The organism is Arcobacter thermotolerans, assembly GCF_983172305.1.
This window is the reverse complement of the sequence record NZ_CFAFZJ010000018.1, coordinates 1-21,320: the sequence shown is the minus strand read 5'-3', so window position 1 is coordinate 21,320 and position 21,320 is coordinate 1. Positions and strand designations below refer to the sequence as shown.

27 protein-coding genes and 1 rRNA gene are annotated in these 21,320 nt (G+C 26.0%); 21 read left to right on the top strand and 7 right to left on the bottom strand.

Annotated features, from left to right (window positions below):
- A 5S ribosomal RNA gene (gene rrf / locus AC5LG6_RS11015) occupies positions 1–95 on the top strand; the annotation flags it as partial.
- 156 nt (positions 96–251) lie between these two features.
- Here the strand turns inward: rrf and hemB are convergent.
- Positions 252–1,226, bottom strand: a complete 975-nt coding sequence (gene hemB / locus AC5LG6_RS11010; protein WP_498586614.1) for a porphobilinogen synthase — start codon at positions 1,224–1,226, stop codon at positions 252–254.
- 59 nt (positions 1,227–1,285) lie between these two features.
- Between hemB and ribA the strand changes: the two genes are divergently transcribed.
- From ribA to glyS, 6 genes are read left to right on the top strand one after another with little or no spacing between them, the layout of a single operon-like run.
- Entirely contained in the window at positions 1,286–1,861 is a 576-nt protein-coding gene (ribA, locus tag AC5LG6_RS11005; protein WP_066218452.1) for a GTP cyclohydrolase II, read from the top strand.
- Positions 1,858–2,448, top strand: a complete 591-nt coding sequence (gene rsmG / locus AC5LG6_RS11000; protein ID WP_498586612.1) for a 16S rRNA (guanine(527)-N(7))-methyltransferase RsmG — start codon at positions 1,858–1,860, stop codon at positions 2,446–2,448. The genes ribA and rsmG overlap by 4 nt, the downstream gene beginning before the upstream one ends.
- Complete coding sequence (locus AC5LG6_RS10995) at positions 2,442–2,663, top strand: PP0621 family protein (RefSeq protein ID WP_066152669.1); 222 nt, start codon at positions 2,442–2,444, stop codon at positions 2,661–2,663. The genes rsmG and AC5LG6_RS10995 overlap by 7 nt, the downstream gene beginning before the upstream one ends.
- A 1-nt stretch (position 2,664) precedes the next feature.
- Positions 2,665–3,045 (top strand): hypothetical protein, encoded by a 381-nt coding sequence (locus AC5LG6_RS10990; RefSeq protein ID WP_498586611.1) that lies wholly within the window; start codon positions 2,665–2,667, stop codon positions 3,043–3,045.
- Positions 3,042–3,209 carry a hypothetical protein gene (locus AC5LG6_RS10985; RefSeq protein ID WP_164071304.1) on the top strand — a complete coding sequence of 56 codons (168 nt, stop codon included), beginning with the start codon at positions 3,042–3,044 and terminating at the stop codon, positions 3,207–3,209. Before AC5LG6_RS10990 ends, AC5LG6_RS10985 begins: the two co-directional genes overlap by 4 nt.
- Positions 3,202–5,226, top strand: a complete 2,025-nt coding sequence (glyS, locus tag AC5LG6_RS10980; protein ID WP_260894852.1) for a glycine--tRNA ligase subunit beta — start codon at positions 3,202–3,204, stop codon at positions 5,224–5,226. The genes AC5LG6_RS10985 and glyS overlap by 8 nt, the downstream gene beginning before the upstream one ends.
- A gap of 139 nt (positions 5,227–5,365) precedes the next feature.
- Here glyS and AC5LG6_RS10975 read toward each other — a convergent pair whose 3' ends face one another.
- The 6 genes from AC5LG6_RS10975 to AC5LG6_RS10950 all read right to left on the bottom strand — a co-directional run bounded on the left by AC5LG6_RS10975 (position 5,366) and on the right by AC5LG6_RS10950 (position 8,711).
- Entirely contained in the window at positions 5,366–5,494 is a 129-nt protein-coding gene (locus AC5LG6_RS10975) for a type II toxin-antitoxin system RelB/DinJ family antitoxin (RefSeq protein ID WP_498586610.1), read from the bottom strand.
- Between the two features lie 64 nt (positions 5,495–5,558).
- Positions 5,559–6,866 (bottom strand): HipA domain-containing protein, encoded by a 1,308-nt coding sequence (locus tag AC5LG6_RS10970; protein ID WP_498586608.1) that lies wholly within the window; start codon positions 6,864–6,866, stop codon positions 5,559–5,561.
- Entirely contained in the window at positions 6,863–7,117 is a 255-nt protein-coding gene (locus tag AC5LG6_RS10965) for a helix-turn-helix domain-containing protein (protein ID WP_390864109.1), read from the bottom strand. The genes AC5LG6_RS10970 and AC5LG6_RS10965 overlap by 4 nt, the downstream gene beginning before the upstream one ends.
- 222 nt (positions 7,118–7,339) lie before the next feature.
- Positions 7,340–7,471 carry a hypothetical protein gene (locus AC5LG6_RS10960; RefSeq protein ID WP_498586607.1) on the bottom strand — a complete coding sequence of 44 codons (132 nt, stop codon included), beginning with the start codon at positions 7,469–7,471 and terminating at the stop codon, positions 7,340–7,342.
- 209 nt (positions 7,472–7,680) lie between these two features.
- Positions 7,681–7,914: a hypothetical protein gene (locus AC5LG6_RS10955; RefSeq protein WP_498586606.1), complete on the bottom strand. Its 234-nt coding sequence runs from the start codon at positions 7,912–7,914 to the stop codon at positions 7,681–7,683.
- Between the two features lie 365 nt (positions 7,915–8,279).
- Positions 8,280–8,711, bottom strand: a complete 432-nt coding sequence (locus tag AC5LG6_RS10950) for a helix-turn-helix domain-containing protein (protein ID WP_498586605.1) — start codon at positions 8,709–8,711, stop codon at positions 8,280–8,282.
- A 237-nt stretch (positions 8,712–8,948) separates the two neighbouring features.
- Here AC5LG6_RS10950 and AC5LG6_RS10945 point away from each other — a divergent pair, with 237 nt between their 5' ends.
- The 14 genes from AC5LG6_RS10945 (at position 8,949) to AC5LG6_RS10880 (ending at position 20,901) form a co-directional block, all read left to right on the top strand.
- Positions 8,949–9,188 carry a helix-turn-helix domain-containing protein gene (locus AC5LG6_RS10945; RefSeq protein ID WP_498586603.1) on the top strand — a complete coding sequence of 80 codons (240 nt, stop codon included), beginning with the start codon at positions 8,949–8,951 and terminating at the stop codon, positions 9,186–9,188.
- A 10-nt stretch (positions 9,189–9,198) separates the two neighbouring features.
- A complete protein-coding gene (locus AC5LG6_RS10940) occupies positions 9,199–9,741 on the top strand; it encodes a phage replisome organizer N-terminal domain-containing protein (RefSeq protein WP_498586602.1) in 543 nt (180 codons plus the stop codon).
- Between the two features lie 132 nt (positions 9,742–9,873).
- Positions 9,874–10,665, top strand: a complete 792-nt coding sequence (locus AC5LG6_RS10935; RefSeq protein WP_498586601.1) for a P-loop NTPase family protein — start codon at positions 9,874–9,876, stop codon at positions 10,663–10,665.
- 9 nt (positions 10,666–10,674) lie between these two features.
- The gene (locus tag AC5LG6_RS10930) at positions 10,675–11,082 is read left to right on the top strand and encodes a hypothetical protein (RefSeq protein WP_498586600.1); all 408 of its coding nucleotides are present in this window, start codon (positions 10,675–10,677) and stop codon (positions 11,080–11,082) included.
- Positions 11,083–11,184: 102 nt separating this feature from the next.
- A complete protein-coding gene (locus tag AC5LG6_RS10925) occupies positions 11,185–11,445 on the top strand; it encodes a hypothetical protein (RefSeq protein WP_260888356.1) in 261 nt (86 codons plus the stop codon).
- Positions 11,439–11,594: a hypothetical protein gene (locus tag AC5LG6_RS10920; protein WP_157278543.1), complete on the top strand. Its 156-nt coding sequence runs from the start codon at positions 11,439–11,441 to the stop codon at positions 11,592–11,594. Before AC5LG6_RS10925 ends, AC5LG6_RS10920 begins: the two co-directional genes overlap by 7 nt.
- A 15-nt stretch (positions 11,595–11,609) precedes the next feature.
- On the top strand, positions 11,610–12,224 hold the full coding sequence (locus AC5LG6_RS10915; protein ID WP_498586599.1) for a hypothetical protein: 615 nt from the start codon (positions 11,610–11,612) through the stop codon (positions 12,222–12,224).
- The gene (locus AC5LG6_RS10910) at positions 12,214–14,940 is read left to right on the top strand and encodes a hypothetical protein (RefSeq protein WP_498586598.1); all 2,727 of its coding nucleotides are present in this window, start codon (positions 12,214–12,216) and stop codon (positions 14,938–14,940) included. Before AC5LG6_RS10915 ends, AC5LG6_RS10910 begins: the two co-directional genes overlap by 11 nt.
- An 18-nt stretch (positions 14,941–14,958) precedes the next feature.
- Complete coding sequence (locus AC5LG6_RS10905) at positions 14,959–16,713, top strand: toprim domain-containing protein (protein ID WP_498586597.1); 1,755 nt, start codon at positions 14,959–14,961, stop codon at positions 16,711–16,713.
- Entirely contained in the window at positions 16,714–17,574 is an 861-nt protein-coding gene (locus AC5LG6_RS10900; protein ID WP_498586595.1) for a hypothetical protein, read from the top strand.
- A complete protein-coding gene (locus AC5LG6_RS10895) occupies positions 17,571–19,634 on the top strand; it encodes a TraM recognition domain-containing protein (RefSeq protein ID WP_498586594.1) in 2,064 nt (687 codons plus the stop codon). The genes AC5LG6_RS10900 and AC5LG6_RS10895 overlap by 4 nt, the downstream gene beginning before the upstream one ends.
- Complete coding sequence (locus AC5LG6_RS10890; RefSeq protein WP_157278555.1) at positions 19,631–20,047, top strand: hypothetical protein; 417 nt, start codon at positions 19,631–19,633, stop codon at positions 20,045–20,047. The genes AC5LG6_RS10895 and AC5LG6_RS10890 overlap by 4 nt, the downstream gene beginning before the upstream one ends.
- 1 nt (position 20,048) lies before the next feature.
- A complete protein-coding gene (locus tag AC5LG6_RS10885; RefSeq protein WP_498586593.1) occupies positions 20,049–20,540 on the top strand; it encodes a hypothetical protein in 492 nt (163 codons plus the stop codon).
- Complete coding sequence (locus AC5LG6_RS10880) at positions 20,530–20,901, top strand: hypothetical protein (protein ID WP_498586592.1); 372 nt, start codon at positions 20,530–20,532, stop codon at positions 20,899–20,901. The genes AC5LG6_RS10885 and AC5LG6_RS10880 overlap by 11 nt, the downstream gene beginning before the upstream one ends.
- The last annotated feature ends 419 nt before the right edge of the window (positions 20,902–21,320 follow it).

The following is a 21,320-nucleotide window of genomic DNA, read 5'->3' as shown; positions in this document are numbered from 1 at the left end:
GAAATACCCAGTCCCATTCCGAACCTGGTAGTCAAGCACTTCATCGCCGATAATACTGCTGGGTCCCCCGGTGGAAACGTAGGTCGCTGCCAGCTCATTGAGTTTTTATTAAATCCAAAGAGCTTATCTTGTCTTACTATAGTTTTAGTAGGTCAAGGTAAGCTTTTTTATTTTACTTCTTGTTTTATCTTTTTATATATTTTAAAATTTAAAAACCGTATGAATTAACATACGATTTAAAATATAACAACTTATTTTCTATTTAAAATTTCACAAACTTCTTTTGCATGATAAGATATTATAATGTTTGCACCAGCTCTTTTAAAAGCTATCATAGTCTCCATCATAACTCTTTCATAATCAATAAGTCCTGCAATTCCAGCATGTTTTAACATAGCGTATTCACCACTTACATTATAAACACATAATGGAAGTTTTGTCTCATTTCTTATATCTCTTACAATATCTAAAAATGAAAGTGCAGGTTTTACCATTAAAATATCAGCACCTTCTTTTTCATCTTCTAAAGATTCACTAATTGCTTCAAGTCTATTTGCCACATTCATCTGATATGTTCTTCTATCACCAAAGCTTGGAGTTGATTCAGCTACATCTCTAAATGGTCCATAATAACCACTTGCAAATTTTGTTGAATAAGCCATAATTGGTAAATCTTTAAAACCATTTTCATCTAAAGCATTTCTAAGTGTTGTAATAATTCCATCCATCATTCCAGATGGTGCAATCATATCTGCACCTGCTCTTGCGTGAACTAGTGCTTGAAGGGCTGATATTTCAAGAGTTTTATCATTATGTACACTTTGTGTTTTTGGATCTAATATTCCACAATGCCCATGGTCTGTATATTCACAAAAACATAAATCTGTTACAACAAACATATTTGGAAATTTCTCTTTAACTGCTTTGATTGTTCTTGAGATTATACTTTCCTCACATAAACATTCACTTCCAACTGAATCTTTAATATCTGGAATTGCAAATAGTATAATAGAGTTTAATCCTATTTTTTGTAAATATTCACACTCTTTTAAAATCTCATCAATACTCATTTGAAATACACCTGGCATTGAAGAAATTTCAGTTTTAATACCTTTTCCTTCTCTTACAAACAGTGGATATATAAAATCATCTTTACTAATTGTTGTCTCTTGAACTAAATTTCTTAAAGTATCATTTAATCTTAATCTTCTAAATCGTTTAAACATAATATTTACCTCTTTTTGATATAATCTTCGGATTTTAACAGTTTAAGGTTTAAATACAAATGAATATAATTGAATCAAATATAGCAAACCTTCCTACAAAATATGGAAATTTTAGAATAAAAGCATATAAAGATGGTAATCAAGAACATTTAGCAATAATGAGTTTAGATTTTGAAACTTTAGAAGCTCCATTTGTGAGAATTCACTCAGAGTGTTTAACTGGTGATACTTTGGGAAGTTTAAAGTGTGATTGCCAAAACCAACTAGATCTCTCTTTAAAATTTATTGCAAAAAATGGTGGATTAGTAATTTATCACAGACAAGAAGGAAGAAATATAGGTCTTGTAAATAAGGTAAATGCTTATGCACTGCAAGATAAAGGAAGAAATACAATTGAGGCAAATATAGAATTAGGTTTCAAAGAGGATGAGAGAGATTATAGAGTTGTTGGATATATTTTTGAAAATTTAGGAATAAAAAAATTAAAACTAATTACAAATAACCCAGCAAAGCTAAAATATGTTGAGTCTTTAGGAGTTGAAATTGTTGAGAGAATTCCAGCAATTATAAAAGCAAATAAGTATAATGAACTATATTTATCTACAAAAAAAGAGAAGATGGGACATCTAATTTGAGTTTAAAATCTTTACTTGAAAAAAATAGTTTAAACTTTGAAGACATTTTTTACAAAGATTGTGAAGTTTTTGTTAAACTTTTGCAAAAGTGGGGAAAGGTTCATAATTTAAGCGGAAGATTGAGTGATGATGATATCTATGAAAATATTTTAGATTCACTTTATCCTCTTAACTTTATAGATGAATTTAATAGTTTTGCAGACATTGGAACAGGAGCTGGTTATCCTGGACTTATTTTAGCAATTGCAAAAAAAGATGTAAAATCGTATTTAATAGAACCAAGAGTAAAAAGAGTTGCTTTTTTAAACTTTGTGAAAGCTAGTTTGGGTTTGAATAATCTTACAATTTTACAAAAAAGAGCAGAAAATGTAGAAGGTTTGGAAGTTGATTTAATAACAAGTAGAGCAGTTACAAATACAAATTTACTTTTAAATATCACTTCTAAGATAAAAAAAGAGTATACATCTTATCTTTTTTATAAAGGAAGTATGCTAGAAGATGAGATTGAAACTTCTAAAATATCTAACTATAAAGTTGTTTCAAGATGTGAACGAAATTATTTATATATTAAAGGAAAAAAATGTTGATAAAAGTAATAGCTGTTGTTTTGGCTGGTTTTGTTGTATATTTGCTATTTTTTAAAAACAAAAGAGTTGATGGTGTTAAAAAAAATGATAAGTTAATCTCTGATGAGATGGTAGAGTGTCCTACTTGTAGTACGTTTGTATCTTCTAAAGAGGCTATTGTAAGTAGTGGAAAGTTTTTTTGTTCAAAAGATTGTTTAAATAACAAAAAGGCTTAAAATGAAGATAATTGGAGATAATTTAATCCCATTTGAAGCTTTTTCTAAAGTTACAAGTATTGAAGATATTAAAAATACAAAACCAAATTCAATGATTTTTTTTGATTTTAATGAAGAACTTTTAAAATACTCTTTTTTTCAACATTTAAATTTTTTGGTATATGTTAAATCTATAAAAGAGGCTATTTATGCTTCAAATTTTAATGCAAAATATATAATTTGTGAAAATGAATTAGCTAAAAAATTACAAAAAATAGCTGATAATTATATGTGGGATTCAAAAATTTTGACTATTATAAAATCTAATGATGATTTAGAAAAAGTTGCTTTAGAAGAGATTGATGGAGCTATTTATAGTGATTTATTGGAGATAAAAGTATGAAAGATATTTTAGATTTTGTAGTTTTGGCTCTATTTGTTTTTATGGTTGCTATGTTTATTATAAATTTTAATCGGCAACAAATTAAAAAACATACAGATAAACTTGAAAAATTAGAAGAAATAGAAAAAAATAAAAACCAAGATAAGGAAAAAGAAAATGCTTAAACCACTTTTAATAGAAATTGGAGTTGAAGAGTTACCAGCTATTCCATTTTTAAAGGAGTTATCAAATATAGAGAAAAAATGGAGTGATATTTTAGAAAAAAATAGTTTACTTTGTAATTTTGATTTATTCTATACTCCAAGAAGATTGGTTTTATGGCATAGAGAGTTTCAAGTAAAACAAGAAGATAGTGAAGTTGAAAACATTGGTGCTCCAAGAAGTATAGCTTTTAAAGATGGTGTTGCAACACCTGCAGCTGCTAGTTTTGCATCAAAATGTGGAATTAGTGTAGATGAAATTTTATTTAAAGATTTTGGAAAAGGTGAAGTTTTATATCATAAACAAAAAATATCTGGAGCTTTTTCAAAAGAGCTTTTAAATAATATGGTAAATGAGTTTGTATCAAGTTTAAATTTTGGAAAATCTATGAGATGGGGAAGTAGAAGTGATAGTTTTATAAGACCTATTAGATTTTTTTCGATAATGATGGATAATGAAATTGTAGAAGGTGAGTTATTTGGAGTAAAATCTTCTAATTTATCTTATGGTCATAGAATGGATAGTTATGAACCATTTATTTTTAATGATGTAGGTGATTATTTTTGTAAGTTAGATAAATATGGGGTAGTTTTATATCAAGATGAAAGAAGAGAAAAAATTTTAAAACAAATAAAAGATATTGAAATAAAGCATAATGTTAAAATAGAATTGGACTTAGAGTTATTAGATGAAGTTGTCGCAATTACTGAGTATCCAACAGCACTTTTAGGAAAATTTGATGAGGAGTTTTTGGAACTTCCAGCAGAAGTAATTGTTACATCAATGAAAGCAAATCAGAGATATTTTGCAGTTTATAAAAATGAGAAACTTACAAACAATTTTGTAGTTATTTCAAATGCATTAACAAATGATTTTGGATATATAATCTCAGGAAATGAGAAGGTTTTAAGGCCAAGATTAGCAGATGCAATGTTTTTTTATAAAAATGATATTAAAAATGGTTTATCAAATGAAGGACTTAAAAAACTTGTATTTGTTGAAGGTTTAGGAACAGTTTATGATAAATGTGAAAGAGAGGCAAAAATTGCTTCATATTTGGCAGAGATTTTAAAAATAGATAAAAAAGATATTGAACTATTGCAAAAAGCTGTAATGCTTTCAAAAGCTGATTTAATGAGCGAAATGGTTTATGAGTTTACAGAACTTCAAGGGCTTATGGGTTACTACTATTCTAAAATTGCAAAAAATGATGAAAAGATTAGTTTGGCACTAAAAGAGCAGTATCTTCCAAGTGGTGAGAATAGTGAACTTCCTAGTTCAATTTTCTCTTCAATAGTTGCTATGTCAAATAAAATAGATAATCTTATGGCACTTTTCAGTGCTGGAAAAATCCCAACAGGTTCAAAAGATCCATTTGCATTAAGAAGAGCAGCTTTAGGAGTTGTAAAAATTGCAATAGAACATAAATTGGATATAGATTTTAAAGCTATCTTTGAAGATTTAAAAGAAAATTATAAAAATCTTGATTTAAAAGTTTTAAATGAATTTTTTATAGAAAGACTTTATAAAATTTTTGATAGTGTAAATCCAACTGTTTTAAAAGCTGTAATAAGTAGTGGAGAGAGAAATATTTATAAAATTTATCAAAAAGTAGAAGCTTTAAATCCATTTGTTGAAAGTGATAATTTTAAAGATTATAGTGCTACATTTAAGAGAGTTGCAAATATTGTAAAAGATATTGAGATTAATAGTTCTTTAAATATTGAAGAAACACTATTTGAACAAGATGAAGAGAGAGATTTATATAATAGTTTCAAAAAAATAAAAACTTCAAACTTTGTAACTTTTGATGAGGAACTTGAAGCTCTATTTTCTTTAAAACCACAACTTGATAGCTTTTTTGAAAAAGTTTTTGTAAATCATGAAGATGAAAAAATTAAAACAAATAGAAAAAATCTTATTGCACAAGTTTATTTAGGATTTAGGAATATTGCAGATATTAAAGAGATAACAATTTAGTTTTTTTATATTTTTTAGATAGTTTTATTTTATGTAGAGATTAACTCTCTACATAATTATATTATTAAAAGCTGACTTAAATTCGATTTTATAGCTATTATAAGAAGATTTAAGGTTTGTTTATTTTTTATAATTACACCTATATCACACTACAATGCAAAAACATTACTATTGCTTGAGAAGTATTAAGTCCTAATTTTTTAAAAATAGCTTCAGCTTCTTGTTTTAAATCACTATCAACTCTAGCTCTTACAGTTGCATCCATCATTTTCAATCCTTTTTTATTTATTTTAGCCTGTTTGTGCTACAAATTAATATAATAACTCTTTTAATTATAACCAATCATCTTTATAGGACTTATACGCACTATCTAATGTTTTAAAAATATCTTCATATTTTTTACAAGTATTTAAAATATTACTTTCTAATTTTTCTAAAAATTTTATTTCATTATCACTATATGAACATAACATATCATTTTTAATTATTCCAATATTTTTACGAATATTATTTACAATTAATTTAAATTCATTTCTTATTAATCGTGGTTGAATATCTATATGGACACAAAAACCAACCATATCATAAGTACCTATTTTTTTTGAGTCAAATTCATCACCAAAAGCCATAGCAAAATTATTATGGAATTGAGGGTACATATCAATATTTACTAAATCATAAAGTGGGGTTAATTCTAGACCATTTTTATTTACAAAAAAAGATATATTTTTTGCGTGAGCATCAAAATTATTTATACATAGATTAAATAGTGTCCATTTCAAAAGATTTAATTTTGTTAAAATTTTATTTGTTGTTAATTTTGAAGATTCAAATAAATTTTTAAAATTTGCATTACCTCTATAATCAGTATAAACCTTTTCATATTTCATATTAACATCTAAATCCAATAATTGGCATCCATCAATAATATGTTTTTTAGAAATTTCAAAAGAGTTATCATCAATTTCAAAAAATTCTCTATCAAATCTCTTTACAAATAAAACATTTTGAGTACCAAACTTTCTTATTTCAACTTCTGCAACATTTAAACCACATAATTTAGCTAATTTCATACAAAAGTATTCATTTAAAACTAAATGTATATCATCTTTTTTTTCAAATTTTAATATATGAGTTGAAGCAATTTTTCCTTCTCCTATACCATATTTATTATCTTTCAATACTACTAATGGCAATTTATCCTGAACACCTGATAAACTAAGTCTAATTTTTCCATCCCACAAAGTAATATTTATATTCTCTTTATTTATAATTCTTTCAGTCAATTCTTCATTACTTATTTCTCTAAAATTAGTAACTACAATATTATCTGGGCTAAATGTTAAAGCACCCGCAGTTTCATTTCCAATTGCTTCAAGCAAACCAAATTTATTAGCTTTTGAAATTTGTAATATTATACTAATGGCATCTAAACCATTGCCTTCTGGTAAAAGATTATTTACAAATTTTTTAATACTATTTGAATCTATTGATTTATCAAATTTAAGGTGTGGAGATAATTCAAATCCTATATTTTTCCAGTTTTCATCATATATTAATTCAACATTGTTTGAATTTAAATCAATTTCTATGATTCCTACTCTTTCATTATTACAAAAAATATTAATATTATGTTTCATTTATTTTTTCCATCCAATTGAATATCAATACCTAGACCATTTACAACTTTTAAAAAACTATCAAGTGTAACTCCACCTTTATTATTTTCAAGCTTTGTAAGAACATCAACAGGAACATTACACAATAATGCTGTTTGATGGGAAGTTAAATTTGATTGTGTTCTTTTTGCTTTAATGAATTTTCCTAAATATTCAATAGTTATTTCTCTATCATAAATAGGATAATCAGTTGGTATAACTTTTTTTGCCATTTTATCCCTTAAAAATACTTGATTTACAGTATTATATATTAAAGTTAATATTTAGTCAATTAAAATACTATAAAAGTAGTATTTTATATATTTTATCAAGTAATTTATTTTAAAATACTTGATTTACAGTATTATATATTAAAATCAATATATGAAAGTTTAAATCCTCTATTTTAGGACTTTAAATTTAGCTCATTCTATGTGTGATTGAATTCATAAAAATTAATATGTAATTTTATGCATTTCAATTAAATCAGTATAATCTCTATTATCAGCTTTTTTTAAAGCTTGAATATATTCACTTCTTTTTGGATTTTCAATCGCTAATAAATCTTCTTGCCATTTTACAGGCATTAACTCTCTATATAAATATATTATTAAAAGTTAAATTGGATTCGGTTTTATAGGTATTATAATAAGATTTAAGGTTTGTTTATTTTTTATAATTACACTTATATCACACTATACTACAAAATCATAAAGATATATTTATAATTATTTAGCATATATAACTTACTTTTTATTTAAGATAATAAAAGCTATCAGAAATTATTTAAATTTTTTTATGGTGCCATTCCATGATTATTTTCTTCTTCAATTTCAATATTTTTTTCTTCTTCGATTTTCTTCTCTAAATTTAATTTTTTTATACGTTTTTTTTCTTCGATGCATTGCTTAGGATTATCTTTTGTTAGACAATCTCTTATTTCTTCATAAGATAATCCATTTTGACTTGCAAGTTGTCTAATCTGTGTATCAGATAAGAAAGGTGTTAACTCAATTGTTGGTTCATTCATAATTCTTCTCCTTTTTAATTTTACTCCAATACCAGCTACATAAAAAAATAAATATACCTATCATTCCAGTAAATTCAAAAAAACTTATATTATGTTTATTGATTGAAAATAATGGCAATAGAAATAATCCTATTAATAAAAAAAACAATATAGAGTTAGATAACAATAAAAATAAAAATTGTTTTGAGCTTAAATCTTTATTATTAAAGCTTTTAAAAATCCAATCTAAATTAAATATAACGAAATTAAATATAAAAAAATAGTTATTTTGATTTCCTATATTTGCACCATTAAAATTTTGTCCAGTTCCATTTTCAGAATTTTGAAAATTGTTATTTTGATTTATAATTTCCAAATTCTTTCCTTTACATATATTTAGGAAGTAATGATGATAAATCAGTTTTTAATTCATCAATTTTATTGTTAGTTTTTGCAAAACTATAAAGAGTATCTAGAAGCTTTAAAATATTTTTATCTATTTCAGCATTATCAAATTGTATATTTTCATTGTAATTGTTTGTATTTTTTCCGCCGAATGCTTGAGCTAAACCATTTTTAGAATTCTGAAAATTATTAATATTCTCATTGCTAATTATATAGTTACCTTTGCCTGTTACTAACCAATTAAGATTAATATTATATTTAGTTGCAATTTGAGATATTAAATCATTTAACCTATCATTCTTTTTTAAATTTGAAACATTTTGCGAACTAATATTAAAGCTTTCTGCTATCTCTTTATTTGTTATTTTAAGCTCCTTAAGAGCGAAATCAAATCTTTCTCCAACGTTTAACATTTTTAACCTTTTAAACAAATATGTTACATTTAAATAAAATATGTCATAAATAACTTGACTTAATGTAAAATATATGTTACAATTTATTGTTTATTAAATAAATACGTTACATATTATAAAGTATGTAATAGCATTATATCATATAAACATTGATATTTAACAACATAATGTTTATAAATTTTAATAGGTCTGAAATAGCCTATTGGAACATTATTAAATTAATAAAAAGGATGAAAAATGAATATTAATGAAGAAATAAAAGAATACATGCAACAAATTAATGATTTAGGATTTGAAAAAATTTTAAACTTAAATAGTAAACAAACTGCTGGGATTTTAGGAGTTTCAGCTTCAACGATTGAAGCATGGAGAAAACAAGGAATTGGTATTGAGTACATTGAAGTAGGTGGAAGAATTCTGTATCCAAAATTGAAAATTGCAGAATTTCAAGCAAATCGAAAAATAAGAACTGCTTAAAAGGAAAGATATGTCTCAAAAGAAAAAATATTATTGGTTAAAACTTAAAGATGATTTTTTTGATAAAGATGAAGTGAAAATTATTGAGGGACAACCAAATGGTAAAGATTACATCATATTTTACATGAAACTTTTACTTAAAAGTGTAAAAACTGAAGGAGAGCTATTTTTTAAAGAGACTATTCCTTATTCTCCACAAATGTTATCAACAATTACTAATACAAATATTGACACTGTAAGAGTAGCTGTAGATTTATTTATTTCTTTGGGTTTGATGGAACGTTGGGATAATGGTACATTGTTTATGTTTGAAACTCAAAATATGATAGGTAGCGAATCTAAGTGGGCAGAATATAAAAGAGTAGAGAGAAAAAAAGATAAAGAAATTGGACAATGTCCAAAGATGTCCAAAAAAAGTCCAATAGAGATAGATATAGAGTTAGAGAGTGAAAAATGGCAAAAATGGAACGACCAGCAAATTCAAAAACAAATAAAGACAGACAGACTCGAAAATTTAAATCTCGCAAGTAGAGATAATCAAGTATTAGAGTAATAAATACCCAAAAACTACGGGGATAGTATAGAGTGGGTAAGTAATATTTCTTACCCGTAGTTGGTTCGATTTTTTAACGGGGCTAAAGCCCCTAAAAATCAAACTTTTAAATAAATAGTAAAGGATTAAAAAATGAAAAAAGAAAATAAATCAAACATACACCTAACAGGGCAAACAAAAGGTGGAGTAGGAAAATCTACAGTATCAAACATAGTTTCTACAATATTATATTTGCAAAATCAGAATCAAAAAATAAACCTTTTTGAGATTGATGACAACAATAACAGTAAGGTAAATTCAAACTACATCAATCATCAGAGCTTAAAACTCAAAGATAGCGAGGTTGTGATTGATGATATACAGTTTGCTAGTTTGTCAGATACTAATGTAATTAATATCGTTGATGCAGGTGGCGGTAATGATACTAGATTTTTGTTACAAAAAGTAAAAGATATAGACTTATCAGGTTTAAACTATTATATACCAGTAAACGATGACCTTGAGCAAGTTGATAATGTAAAAGACACTATTGCCTTAATTCGAGATTTTGATAAATCTGCAAATATTAATCTTGTTCTTAACAGATGTTTTTCCCTTGAAAAAGATGAAATTCAAAAACAATTTATCAATATATTTGGTAGTGATGAGCTTGATATTCCTAATCAGCTTAATAATTTAAAGGTTGATAATATCTTTTTTGTTCCAAATTCAAATATTTTTTCAATTTTAAAATCTCACTATAAGGTAAGTCTGCTTGACAGCTATTTATCTTCAATCGATTTGGTTCAAAATATTGATACTTATCGTCAAGAATGGGTTAAAGAGGGGCAAGATGTATTTAAAGCAAATAATAAAAGATACAGATTTGCAAAAATGGTAGTTGAGTTAATCGAGCAACTTAAACCTATTCAAAAAGCATTGTAAAGGCTTATAATGGGAAAAATAGTGCTAGACGAAAAAGAAGTAAATGAATTGATGGATACATTTGATTTTAACAAATCAGTGTATCTACAAGAGCTTAAAAAAGTAAATGAAGTAATTGAGAAACTTGATGAGATTCAAACAACTCAAAAACAAATAACAGATGATTTGATTGAGTTTAAACCTATACTACTTAAATTGCAAGATAAAGATGAAAAAGAGATGAGCCTTAACTATGCAGCATATCTCTCTTTTATAGGCAAAAAAATTGACGAACTTTCAAAAAGCTCAAGTCTAAAAAAACTTGAGTTTATAGTTGATAACTCAAACAAGATTGTTAAGTTTGCAACGTTAAAACTAGCTTTAATAGTTGCAATAGGTGTAATAGTATTACAGGCTGTAAGCATGTACAAAACCTAAAAAGGAGTAAAAAATGCAGTGGAAACAACAATTAGGTGGCATTATTACCATGATTGTAATTATATTTATATTTGAAAAATTTATTATTTAAAAGGAAAAAAAATGGAAGAAAAAGAATTTATTAAAATATCAAACAGATGTTTAAGTTTGTGTTACGACCTAGCTGGTAAAAGCAAAGATAAAAGTGAAGTAGTTGAGTTATTAGTAAAAGATGTTTTTCAAAAAATTCCAACTCATAATTTTGCGAGCACTTGTAATAGCTTAAGATTAAATATTAGTAATTTGACAGGGTCAGAGCAAGATGCATTTGAGGAGTCACTTGAAATCTTTTTAAGACAACATTTTGGAGTACCAAAATGTTAAAAAAATGTCTAGCTTGTAAAAGCGAAATAAGTGTAAATGCAAAAAAGTGTCCAAAATGCGGACAACCACAAACAAGCGAAAGTCAAAAAGCAATAGTAATATTAATTATTATTGCTTTTATTATTTATGCTGTTTCAAAACAATTTTAAAAAAAGGAAAATAAAATGATATTAATTCAGCGATTTACTAAGTTGCCTGTTTTTAGACAACTTTCAAGTAAGGAATTAAAAAAAGTACATGAGACAAATGCAAATGAATTAATAGTCGGAAAAAGAAAATTTATTAAACAAAATACATTTAAAAATTTCCTAAAATTTAGAACTAAAGTACTTATAGGTGTTTCTTTTGTTTTACTTTTTGTGACGTATTCAATGCTTAATTTAAACTTCACGACTAACTCTTGGATTAGAAATAATGGTATTTTCACACTCTTTTTTTGTTGTCTGTATATTTGGTTGTTTTGGTTTTATCTTAAAAATTTATATCAAAAAAGAACAAAACCAAAATTAATTAATTATCTAATGTTTTCTGGATTTGTATATATTTCGTTTTCTGCTCTTTTTCAGTACGATTTAATTCAAGGTTTTTTATCAGCTGGACGAGAGGGTAGTATTAATCAATTAATTTTATACAATTATTTTTATATCTTTCTTTTCAACGCAGCATTTTACTACACGACTGATATTTTCGACGTAGATTTTGCAAAATTAAAAGATAAGAAAATGAATTATTACACGTCAAATGATAATTTATTGATGGTCGTGGAAAATGAAAACTAAAATAATATTTTTATTATTAGTAGTTGCAAATCAATTATTAGCAATTAACAGTAATGGATTTGTCGCAAATATTAATGGTTTTAATTTTGAAGAAAATAAAAACCATGAGATAAACAGTAACTATTTGCAAGCTATTTCAAATATATCTTGCGGAGATGGTGGTAGCGATGAAGTTACAACAATTCTACAAAGTGTTGATTTAAAAGCTGGAAAATTCACTTGTTTAAAATATCTTCCAGGGCAAAGTGAGCCAGAGAGAATAGAGTTCAAAGTTGATAACACAAGATTAGCAACTGAAAAATCAGCGCTTAAAAATTTTATAGATAATAAGTTAGGAACTGCTGGAGTTGCTTTCTATAATCAATTAGGGAGCTATGTATTTCCAGGAACTGAAGTAGATGGAAGAACTAACTATATTTCTACTGTTAACATATCAGAGTTATATAATAATAATGCTTCTTTACTAGAGTATTCTAAAAATAACAATTCAGTATATATTAATATTGACTCTCACACTAATGCTAAAGAGACATTAAGTAATATATTAACTGGTTTATTTTTACTCAATCCGGATTATTTTGCAAATGATGTTATTTCAGAAGATGGAGTTTTAAAAATAAATGACTTAGTAGTTGATAATGGAGCACAACAAGCTATTAATCAGCAAGCAGGAGTAATTGACAGAGCAATAAGATTATTTGTGAAAGAAAAAAATGAAGATAAAGAACTTCAAACATTCTCTTTAACTGATTTTATGGATAAAAAGCTTTGGGGTTTTTATGTTTATTTCTTGATAAACATCGAGCAAGCGTTTAGTTATATTCTTGGTACTATGTTATTATTTGGAGCAGGATATATTGTAATTAAAGCTGGATTCAGAAAATTAAAGAAAAAAGTATTAAAAATTGAGGAACAAAATAGTAATCAAAGTTTTGGAGCTATAGCAATAAATGGTTTTGTAGCTATTACTATATTTCTGATTCCAGTTTCAACAGCACCTATTAGTGTACCTGACAAATTTTTATATGAAAAATCTATAAATCAAGATATTCCTACTAAGAGTGAAGATGAATTTTATCAAAATTCAACACTTGCAAAAGTAACATTAAGATTTTTTGCTAATCAAGGTTCTACTTGGGCAAATACTGTATCTGATTACTCTTTATACTCTTATTTAAGATTTCTTGAAGCAAAACAAGGATTTATCACTGAGAGACAAATTTCTCAAAATACAGAAGCGATTAAAAAACTTTTTGAAGATATATTTTATTTAAAAAAGGATTTTGATTTTTTAAATAATATTTGCAAACCTGCTTTTTCAGATTACTTAGTTGTAAATCAAAGATTTAACACTATCTCAAAAGAGGCAAACGAGCAATTAAATAATGCAATTAATTTATCTTCAAATAATATAAATAAAGTATTAAAAATAGATAGAATAGACCCTGCTGTATGCCAAAAATTAGAAAAAGATGTATTCACAAATTCAAGAAAAATTTTATCTGATTACGCTTTTTTAAGACAACAAATCAAGATAAATCAAGAAGTGATAAAGATGAATAATGATGGCAAAGCAGATAATCAAAAAGTTGGATTTCAAACTTTTGTTGATTTAATCCAGTTTCAACAAAATCACTATGGCTGGATAAATTCAGTAACAGTGCCTGTTCTATATAATTTACTCTTCCAAAATGCAAATCCAGTATTTAATGAAGATGTTGCAATAGAAAAAATAAAAGATTCAAATGATTACAATCTAATTTCTGCTTGGAGTAAAAATGATGAGCAAAAATCTGAAATAAAAAATAGTATTGATGATTCAAGTTTGGCTTCAATTTTAGGGCACATTCAAAGTAAATTTATTTGGTTTTCATTTCCATCATTTGAACCAGTCTTTAATAATATGTATCAATTTTTTTCGAATATTGCTGGACTTGACCCAACAGCTCAACAGTTAGAAAAAAAAGAGAGTAAACTCGCAGGAGTAATATCAACTGCTAAATATTTTCTTGCTGGAGCAGCAGCTGGTCCATTAGGACTTTTAGGGTCGGGAATAATGAGTGTTTTATCATCATTTGGTAGTTTTGTTTTAGGAGCTATTACTAGCGCCTTACAATATGGTATATTGCTGTATATTTCACTTGTTGTATCTATATTTATCGTAACAATGATGATTACTTCTATAATTCTAATCGTTGTTGCGGTAGCAGCAATTATTAGAATTGTTATGTATTTTTTTCGAACTATTATAACAGCAGTTGTAGTCGATTTAATTGTATTCTACGCGATTGTTACAAATAAAAAAGAGTATTTTGACGCATTTTTAGGTAAAACTTTAATACTTTTGATTTTGACTCCTTTAGCAATTGTATTTGCTAATTACATTTATATTTTTATAAGTACGGCTGCTATTGATTTGTACTTACTTCTAATTGGTATGACGTTTGACACTATGGCAATTGCAAATGAGACAATTATTGCAAATAGCGAAAACTCTTTTTTTAATGGATTAACCGCAATGATGTCTGCTGTAAGTTTAAAAGCACTAGGAGTAGTTGTAATTCACGTATTTTCAGGAATTTGTGGAGTCTATATAATTTTTAAATTGCAGGATATTATTTCTAGCATGATTGGTATAAATGGAGATGATTCTAACATTTCTCAAATGACTGAAAAGTTACAACAAAAAATGGCTGGTGATATGGTTAAAGTTTAAAAAATAAGGATATAAAAAATGAAAGCAAATAAAGAAATTATAATGAATGCAGTCTCAAACCTTGGATTTGAGGTTTTCAGAAACGGGCAGTTCCATTGGAACAGCTCGAATACTCCTGATATGATTATCAATAACGATGGAACAATTCATTGTTGGACTTCATCTCCATTTAAAAATAATACATCTAATCATGGAGATTTAATTGATTTTTTACAAATGACAAATATCAATCAAAGTTACAAAGAAGCCAAACAAGAAGCAGAGAGATTAACGAGTTTAACTCTTCCTGATATAAATAAATATAAAGATAATGGATACACAGTTGATAATAGCAATATTAAAACAGGATATATAAGCGAAGAGTTTATTAAAACATTTGATACTGCTAGAAAAGATAATTTTAGTAGATATAAAGAGCTTCTTAATGAAGCTCTTCCTAGTTTGGATTTTGAGAAACAAAAAGAGATAGCTATTAAATACCAAATTGGCTATATAGAGCAATCTGATAGATTATCTATGCCTATTCGTGATGAAGAAAATAGAATCGTAACACTTTGGAAATATAATAAAAATCCAAATAGTTATATAAATGATAAAGGATTAGAGGTAATTCCTGGAAAAGTGCTTTTTACTAAAGGTCGAGAAAGATGTCCTTTTAATCTTTATGATTTGCAAGAGTATAGAAAAGATATTAATCAAGAGGTTTATCTATGTGGTGGTGAAAAAGATACTCTTAATATGATAGGTAATGGACACAGAGCTATTACTTTGGGGTCTGAAAATGAAAATTTAAAAGAGAAATATAAACCACTATTTCAAGATTTAAAAATAGTTATTTCTTACGATAATGATGAAGCTGGTCAAAAAGGAGCTGAAAAAATCTTAAAACAGTTGCAAGGTGTTGCAAAAGAGATAAAAGTTTGGAATTGGAATAAATTAGAAAAAAATCAAGATTTGAAACTTTTTAAAGGCTTTGATATGACAGATTATCTTAGTGTAATTAAAAAGCAAAATTTAGAATTTGATAAAACAAATTATCAAAATGAAAAAAAGGATGTAAAAATGAAAGAAGAAGAGTTTAAAAAATTTAGGGAAAATACAGAAAAAAAGTTTGGAATTTCATTTGAAGAGGTTAGAAATAGTGATGATTATCAACTAAAATCAAAATGGCTAGATGAATATAATAATCAAAAAGAGAATAGAGACAAAAAAGAGCTTTTGCAAAAAACAGTTAAAAATCAAGTTAGACTAACAGTAATTAACAATCAAGCTCAAAAATATATCGATTTTTTAAAATTGATAAAAAATAAAGACAAGGAAGAAAAAACAGAGTTTAAACTAAATCCAGATTTTTTGAAACAAGTAAATGATGTTAAAAATAACACACTTAAAGAGAAAACAGAGTTTACAAGTAAAAAGATTGATAATTTAAAAGAAGAAAGTAAAAATATTGGTGAAAAAATAAAAGATTATTCTGAGAATAAAATTTTAGATAAATCTGAGTTATTTAAAAATCTTGAAAAAGAGATACATCAATTTTCTGCAATGGTTGAAGCTCTAAAAAATGAGAATAGGGAACTTAGAAGAGAGTTGGAGCTATTAATACAAAAAGATGAAAAAGAAAAAGAGCAAAAATCTTTAGAAAAAGATAATGCATCTTTAAAAGAAAAAATCGAAAAAATGAGAGATAAGAAACCTGAAAAGGTTCAAGAAAAAACTCCTGAAAAAATCAACAAAATAAGTTACGAGAAAACTCATGAGCAGGAAATGTAAATGGAAAATTTTGATAAAAATATAATAGTTCTAAGTTTGATTTTAGTATCAACATTTTATTTGTTTTATAGGTCATTATTTCATACTAAAAAATTAACAACATTTCAACAACAGAATAGATGGCAATTAATATATAAGCAAGGTTTAATCCTTGCTTTTATATTAGCTTTATCTTATGGATATGACTATTTTTTAAAAAATTATTTGTATCAATTCTTTACGAATATATTTAAAGTGCAAATATCTCAAGATGTTTTTGTTTTATATGGATTTGGATTAGTTGCTGTTTTGATATTTCTTTTAAATTTAAAACTTAGCTCATATATTAAATCAAAAGATGAAAGAGTTGTAAATATTGAACAAGAAGCAACATTTGCAAATTTCAAACCAATAAAAAGGGAAGTAAAACTTATTAGATTTTATTCTCACTATTTTAATGGTATATCTCTTGAAAGAAGTCCCAAAGATTACACTATTCAAAATGTAAAGTTGAATATTAATTTAAGTGATATTCAAAATTTTAAAACTGCACAAGAACAAAAAGAATTAAAAATCAATGATTTTTATAGAAGATTGATTGACTACATTAATTCAAAATCTAAAATATTTGAATATCAAAAAATTGAAGAGTATGAAATTCAAAACTGTAAAAATATGTTTGAACTAAAGATATTGATTTACAATAGATTTAATAATTTAACAAAAAAACAATATTTTTCATCAGTATCTCAATTATTTCAAATTGCAAATAGTGATGAAACAGAATTTTTGGCATTTCTTAGAGATAGTCAACACTTTAAGTTTTCATCGATTTCAATTAAGCATGCAGTACTATTTTTAAAAATGGGAGTTATAAAATGAGCAAGATAGTAGATAATAGTAAGTTTAGAGTTGAAAATCAAACTAAAGTAGATATCGATGTAATTAAATTAATTGATATGATTGCATCTAATCTATTCTTTATATATATTTTTATAGGTATTGCAGCATTTAATAATCTTTTTTATTTAGCATTTGCTTTGTTTGTTTATTGCTTATCTTTTAAGGTACAAAAAGAAATAGTAAAAAATAAAATTAAAGATGAGTTAATCCAAGATTTAGATTTAGTTTCTAATGATAACTTAAAAGGTAAATATAGTATTAAATTAGGAACACTTGTAAAAGAACATAAAAAAGTTGTACATAAATTAAGCTTTTTAAATAGTATAAAAAAAATGTTTGGATTTTCTTATGAAGAAAAAGAAACTTTATACTCACAAGTTTTAACATCTGCAAAATCAAATGCAATTACTCCAGTTTTACAAACTGATGAGATGCTAAGAGAGCATACTTGTTTAATGGCAACAACAGGTGGCGGAAAAACAGAACTTTTATTGAATGCTTATATTGAGTCAGCAATTGCAAGAGGTGGTGGAGTATTTTCAGTATTTGGAAAATCAGATAATGTTATTTTACAAAAGGTTCAATCAATTGCTGCAAAGTATAACAGATTGCAAGATGTCCTTGTATATGACTTTTCGGAAGATAAACAAGGGAAAACCAATAGTAATACCATTAATATTTTTGAGATAGGTAATGCAAAAAATATTACAACTACACTTGTAAATATATCTGATTTTGAGACAGATATCTGGGGTAAGGGTGCTAAATCATATCTTACAAGTTTTTTAAAATTTATTTTAGTTTTAAGAGATTCTAATTTTTTTATAGATATTTCAAAAATTGATTTAATTTATGAATCTAATGATAAATTTGAAAAATATAAGGAAAATATAAAAAGTTTAGATTATTATGCATTCCAAAAACTTATTACTGACAATGAATTGTTATTTAAATTATTGATTATATTTGATGAAATGTATGAAAATCATAAAGCAGAATTAAATGAGATTTTATATAAAAAATTCAAAGATATAATAGTTAGTGAAGAGGATAATAATGTTATTTTAGCACATCTAACCAATGAAGAAAAAAATCATCTTCATTCTGAAATTAAACAAGTTATTGTAAGTCAATCAAGAGTAGAAAATTGGGAAAGTTTGAAAAAATATTTTCAAACTGGAGTAGAGACTGAAAATGGAATTTACAAGGGAATAGAAGCTTTAACGTTAAAATATCCAAGTAACAATGGAGTATTTTATAATTTATCTGTGTCTATTGATAATTTAAAAAATCTGATTACTTTTTTTGATTCATTTCCATCAGTCCTTAAAAATCAAAGTAATGATATTTCAATACTTGACGCTATTGATTCAAATAAAATTGTAATTTTTAATATTCCAGGACAGAATAAAGTTTATACACCTGTTCTTGCTGAAATGGTTATATCTTTTTTAAATTCTCTACTAGAGCGTAGAGGTAAAGATTACAAAGCAGATACTACATCACTTGTTTTACTAGATGAGATTAATTCATGGCTTAAAATTAAGAAAGATAAAAGTTTTAATATTGGAGATATACAATCTGTAATTAGAGGTCTGAATATGGCATCTGTATTGTCATTTCAATCATCACTTAAAGAGACATTAGGTTCTGTTGATGCTTCTCAAGTATTCGCTACAACAAATACTATCATTGCTCTTAGATTAACTGATGAAGATTTAATTGAGAGTTTAAATAAAAAAGTTGAAAAAGTTAAAAAATTGGAACTAGAAGAAAATCAACATAAAGAGTATAACCATAAAAACAAAAATCAATCAACTACAGAAGAATCAAAATATACAAAATCAGAAGAGGATTATTTTAAACCTCAGATGCTTTCTAGCATAAAAAAGGGGGAGGGTTTTATTATTAGAAATGGTCATGTTGCTAAGTTTATGAGCAATTATGTAGAACAAAAACCTATGTATAAGACTGAAAAAGATGAAGTCTTTTTAAATAAATATATATCATTAGAAGAGTTAAAAAAGGAGTTATTATGATTGGATTTATAAAAAAAGCTATTGGAATGAGTGGATTATTTCGTAGCCCAAAAAGAGCTAATGAGCTAATTGATGAGCAAATTTTTGCAACAATGAAATCAATAGGTGGAATGTTTAAAGAAGATGGAGTGATGAAAGAAATAGAGAGAGAAAGATTAAAGTTACAAGTTGAACAAGATGAATTTCTAAAAAAATATGAAAAAGGTGAAATTAATGAAGATTTAGCTGCTTCTATTGCTGATAGATTAACTCAAAAATATAAAGATTTAGGAGTAAAGATAGATGAACTAAAAGATATTAGAGAAAATATCAAAAGTTATGATTCAATATCTAAAGCTAAAGAAATAGAGTTTCATAAAGAGTTAAAAAAACATCAAGAACGAACATATCAAGAAGTATTAAAAGGATATTAAAATGATAAAAGCAAAGCAAATACAAATCAAAGATAGAATCTTAGATTTGAGAGAAAAAATTGAGAAGCAAAAAAATACTCTGCAAAAGGAGATAGAGCTAAAAAATAAAAAGATGCAAGAAATTTTAAATTTTAAAAGTAGCACTAATGAAATTCTTGCGATTAATGGCTTCTTGGCTTTTGTTATGACAATAGACGCTGTCATAAAAGGATATACAATTAATCAATTTAGAGAGTCATTAAAAGCTGAAAAGATACTCGATGAGAAAGGTGATTTAATTGAAAATCTATACAAACAAGTTAATGAAAGAGTTGAAATTATTGCAAAGGCTGAAAAACATGATTTGCAAGATTTTCTAAAAGAGAATGACATTTACTCTATTTTTGAAGATGGAAAGCTTGAAAAATTCTTAGAAAAAAATGAATCAAGTTTAAATTCAAAAGAAAAATCTAAAATAAAAATAAATTCAATGGAGACATCACATGAGCAATAAACAATTAGATAAAAAAACGCAAGATAAAAAAGAACAAAATTTACAATTAATTGCAAACTCTTTGCAGGCAGAGATGGCAAAAGATTTTCTTAAACAGACTGAAAATTATGATAATAAATTTAAAGAGATTTTTGATAGTTTATATGAAACTCAAGAGCTATTATTGTTAAGCCTTGATGAGAGCAAAAAAGCTTCTATGAATTTATCTCAAATTGAAATAGATGCTAGAATTTCAAAAACTCTAGAAGATTTTGAATTTACTAAAAAATCAGTAAATAAAGAGAGTAATCAGAGTAGTTTATTGCCTTATATTGCTATTGCAGTATTATTTTTAGCAATCGGGTATTTTGTTAAATTTTAGTATATTGACACAGATAATTATCTGTGATACAATTATCACGTTGAAACAAGGTAATTCTATTTAGTAGTGATGGACTAATTAGATGAGTTCAAGAAAGGTAGAGCTTTTTAGCTTTACCTTTTTTTTTGCTGGGTGGATTTGGCAAGAGTTTAACTCTAGGGCAGGGGAATTCATTTAAAAGGATTTGCCTTGTTTCAGTATATAGTGGTAATACTTTTAATATTAATGGTGCTTGTAACCAGATTATATTAATTGTAAAAATATGGAGAGAGCCATCACTTTCTCTCCATATATTGCCACTACCTATTGGGGGAGTGTTAGAAATTCCGTGTCAATCTGATAAAATAATATCAAGGATTGACAATGGAACAAGAGATAAACTTTGATTTCAATGAAATATTGAAAGAATTTAGAAGTGG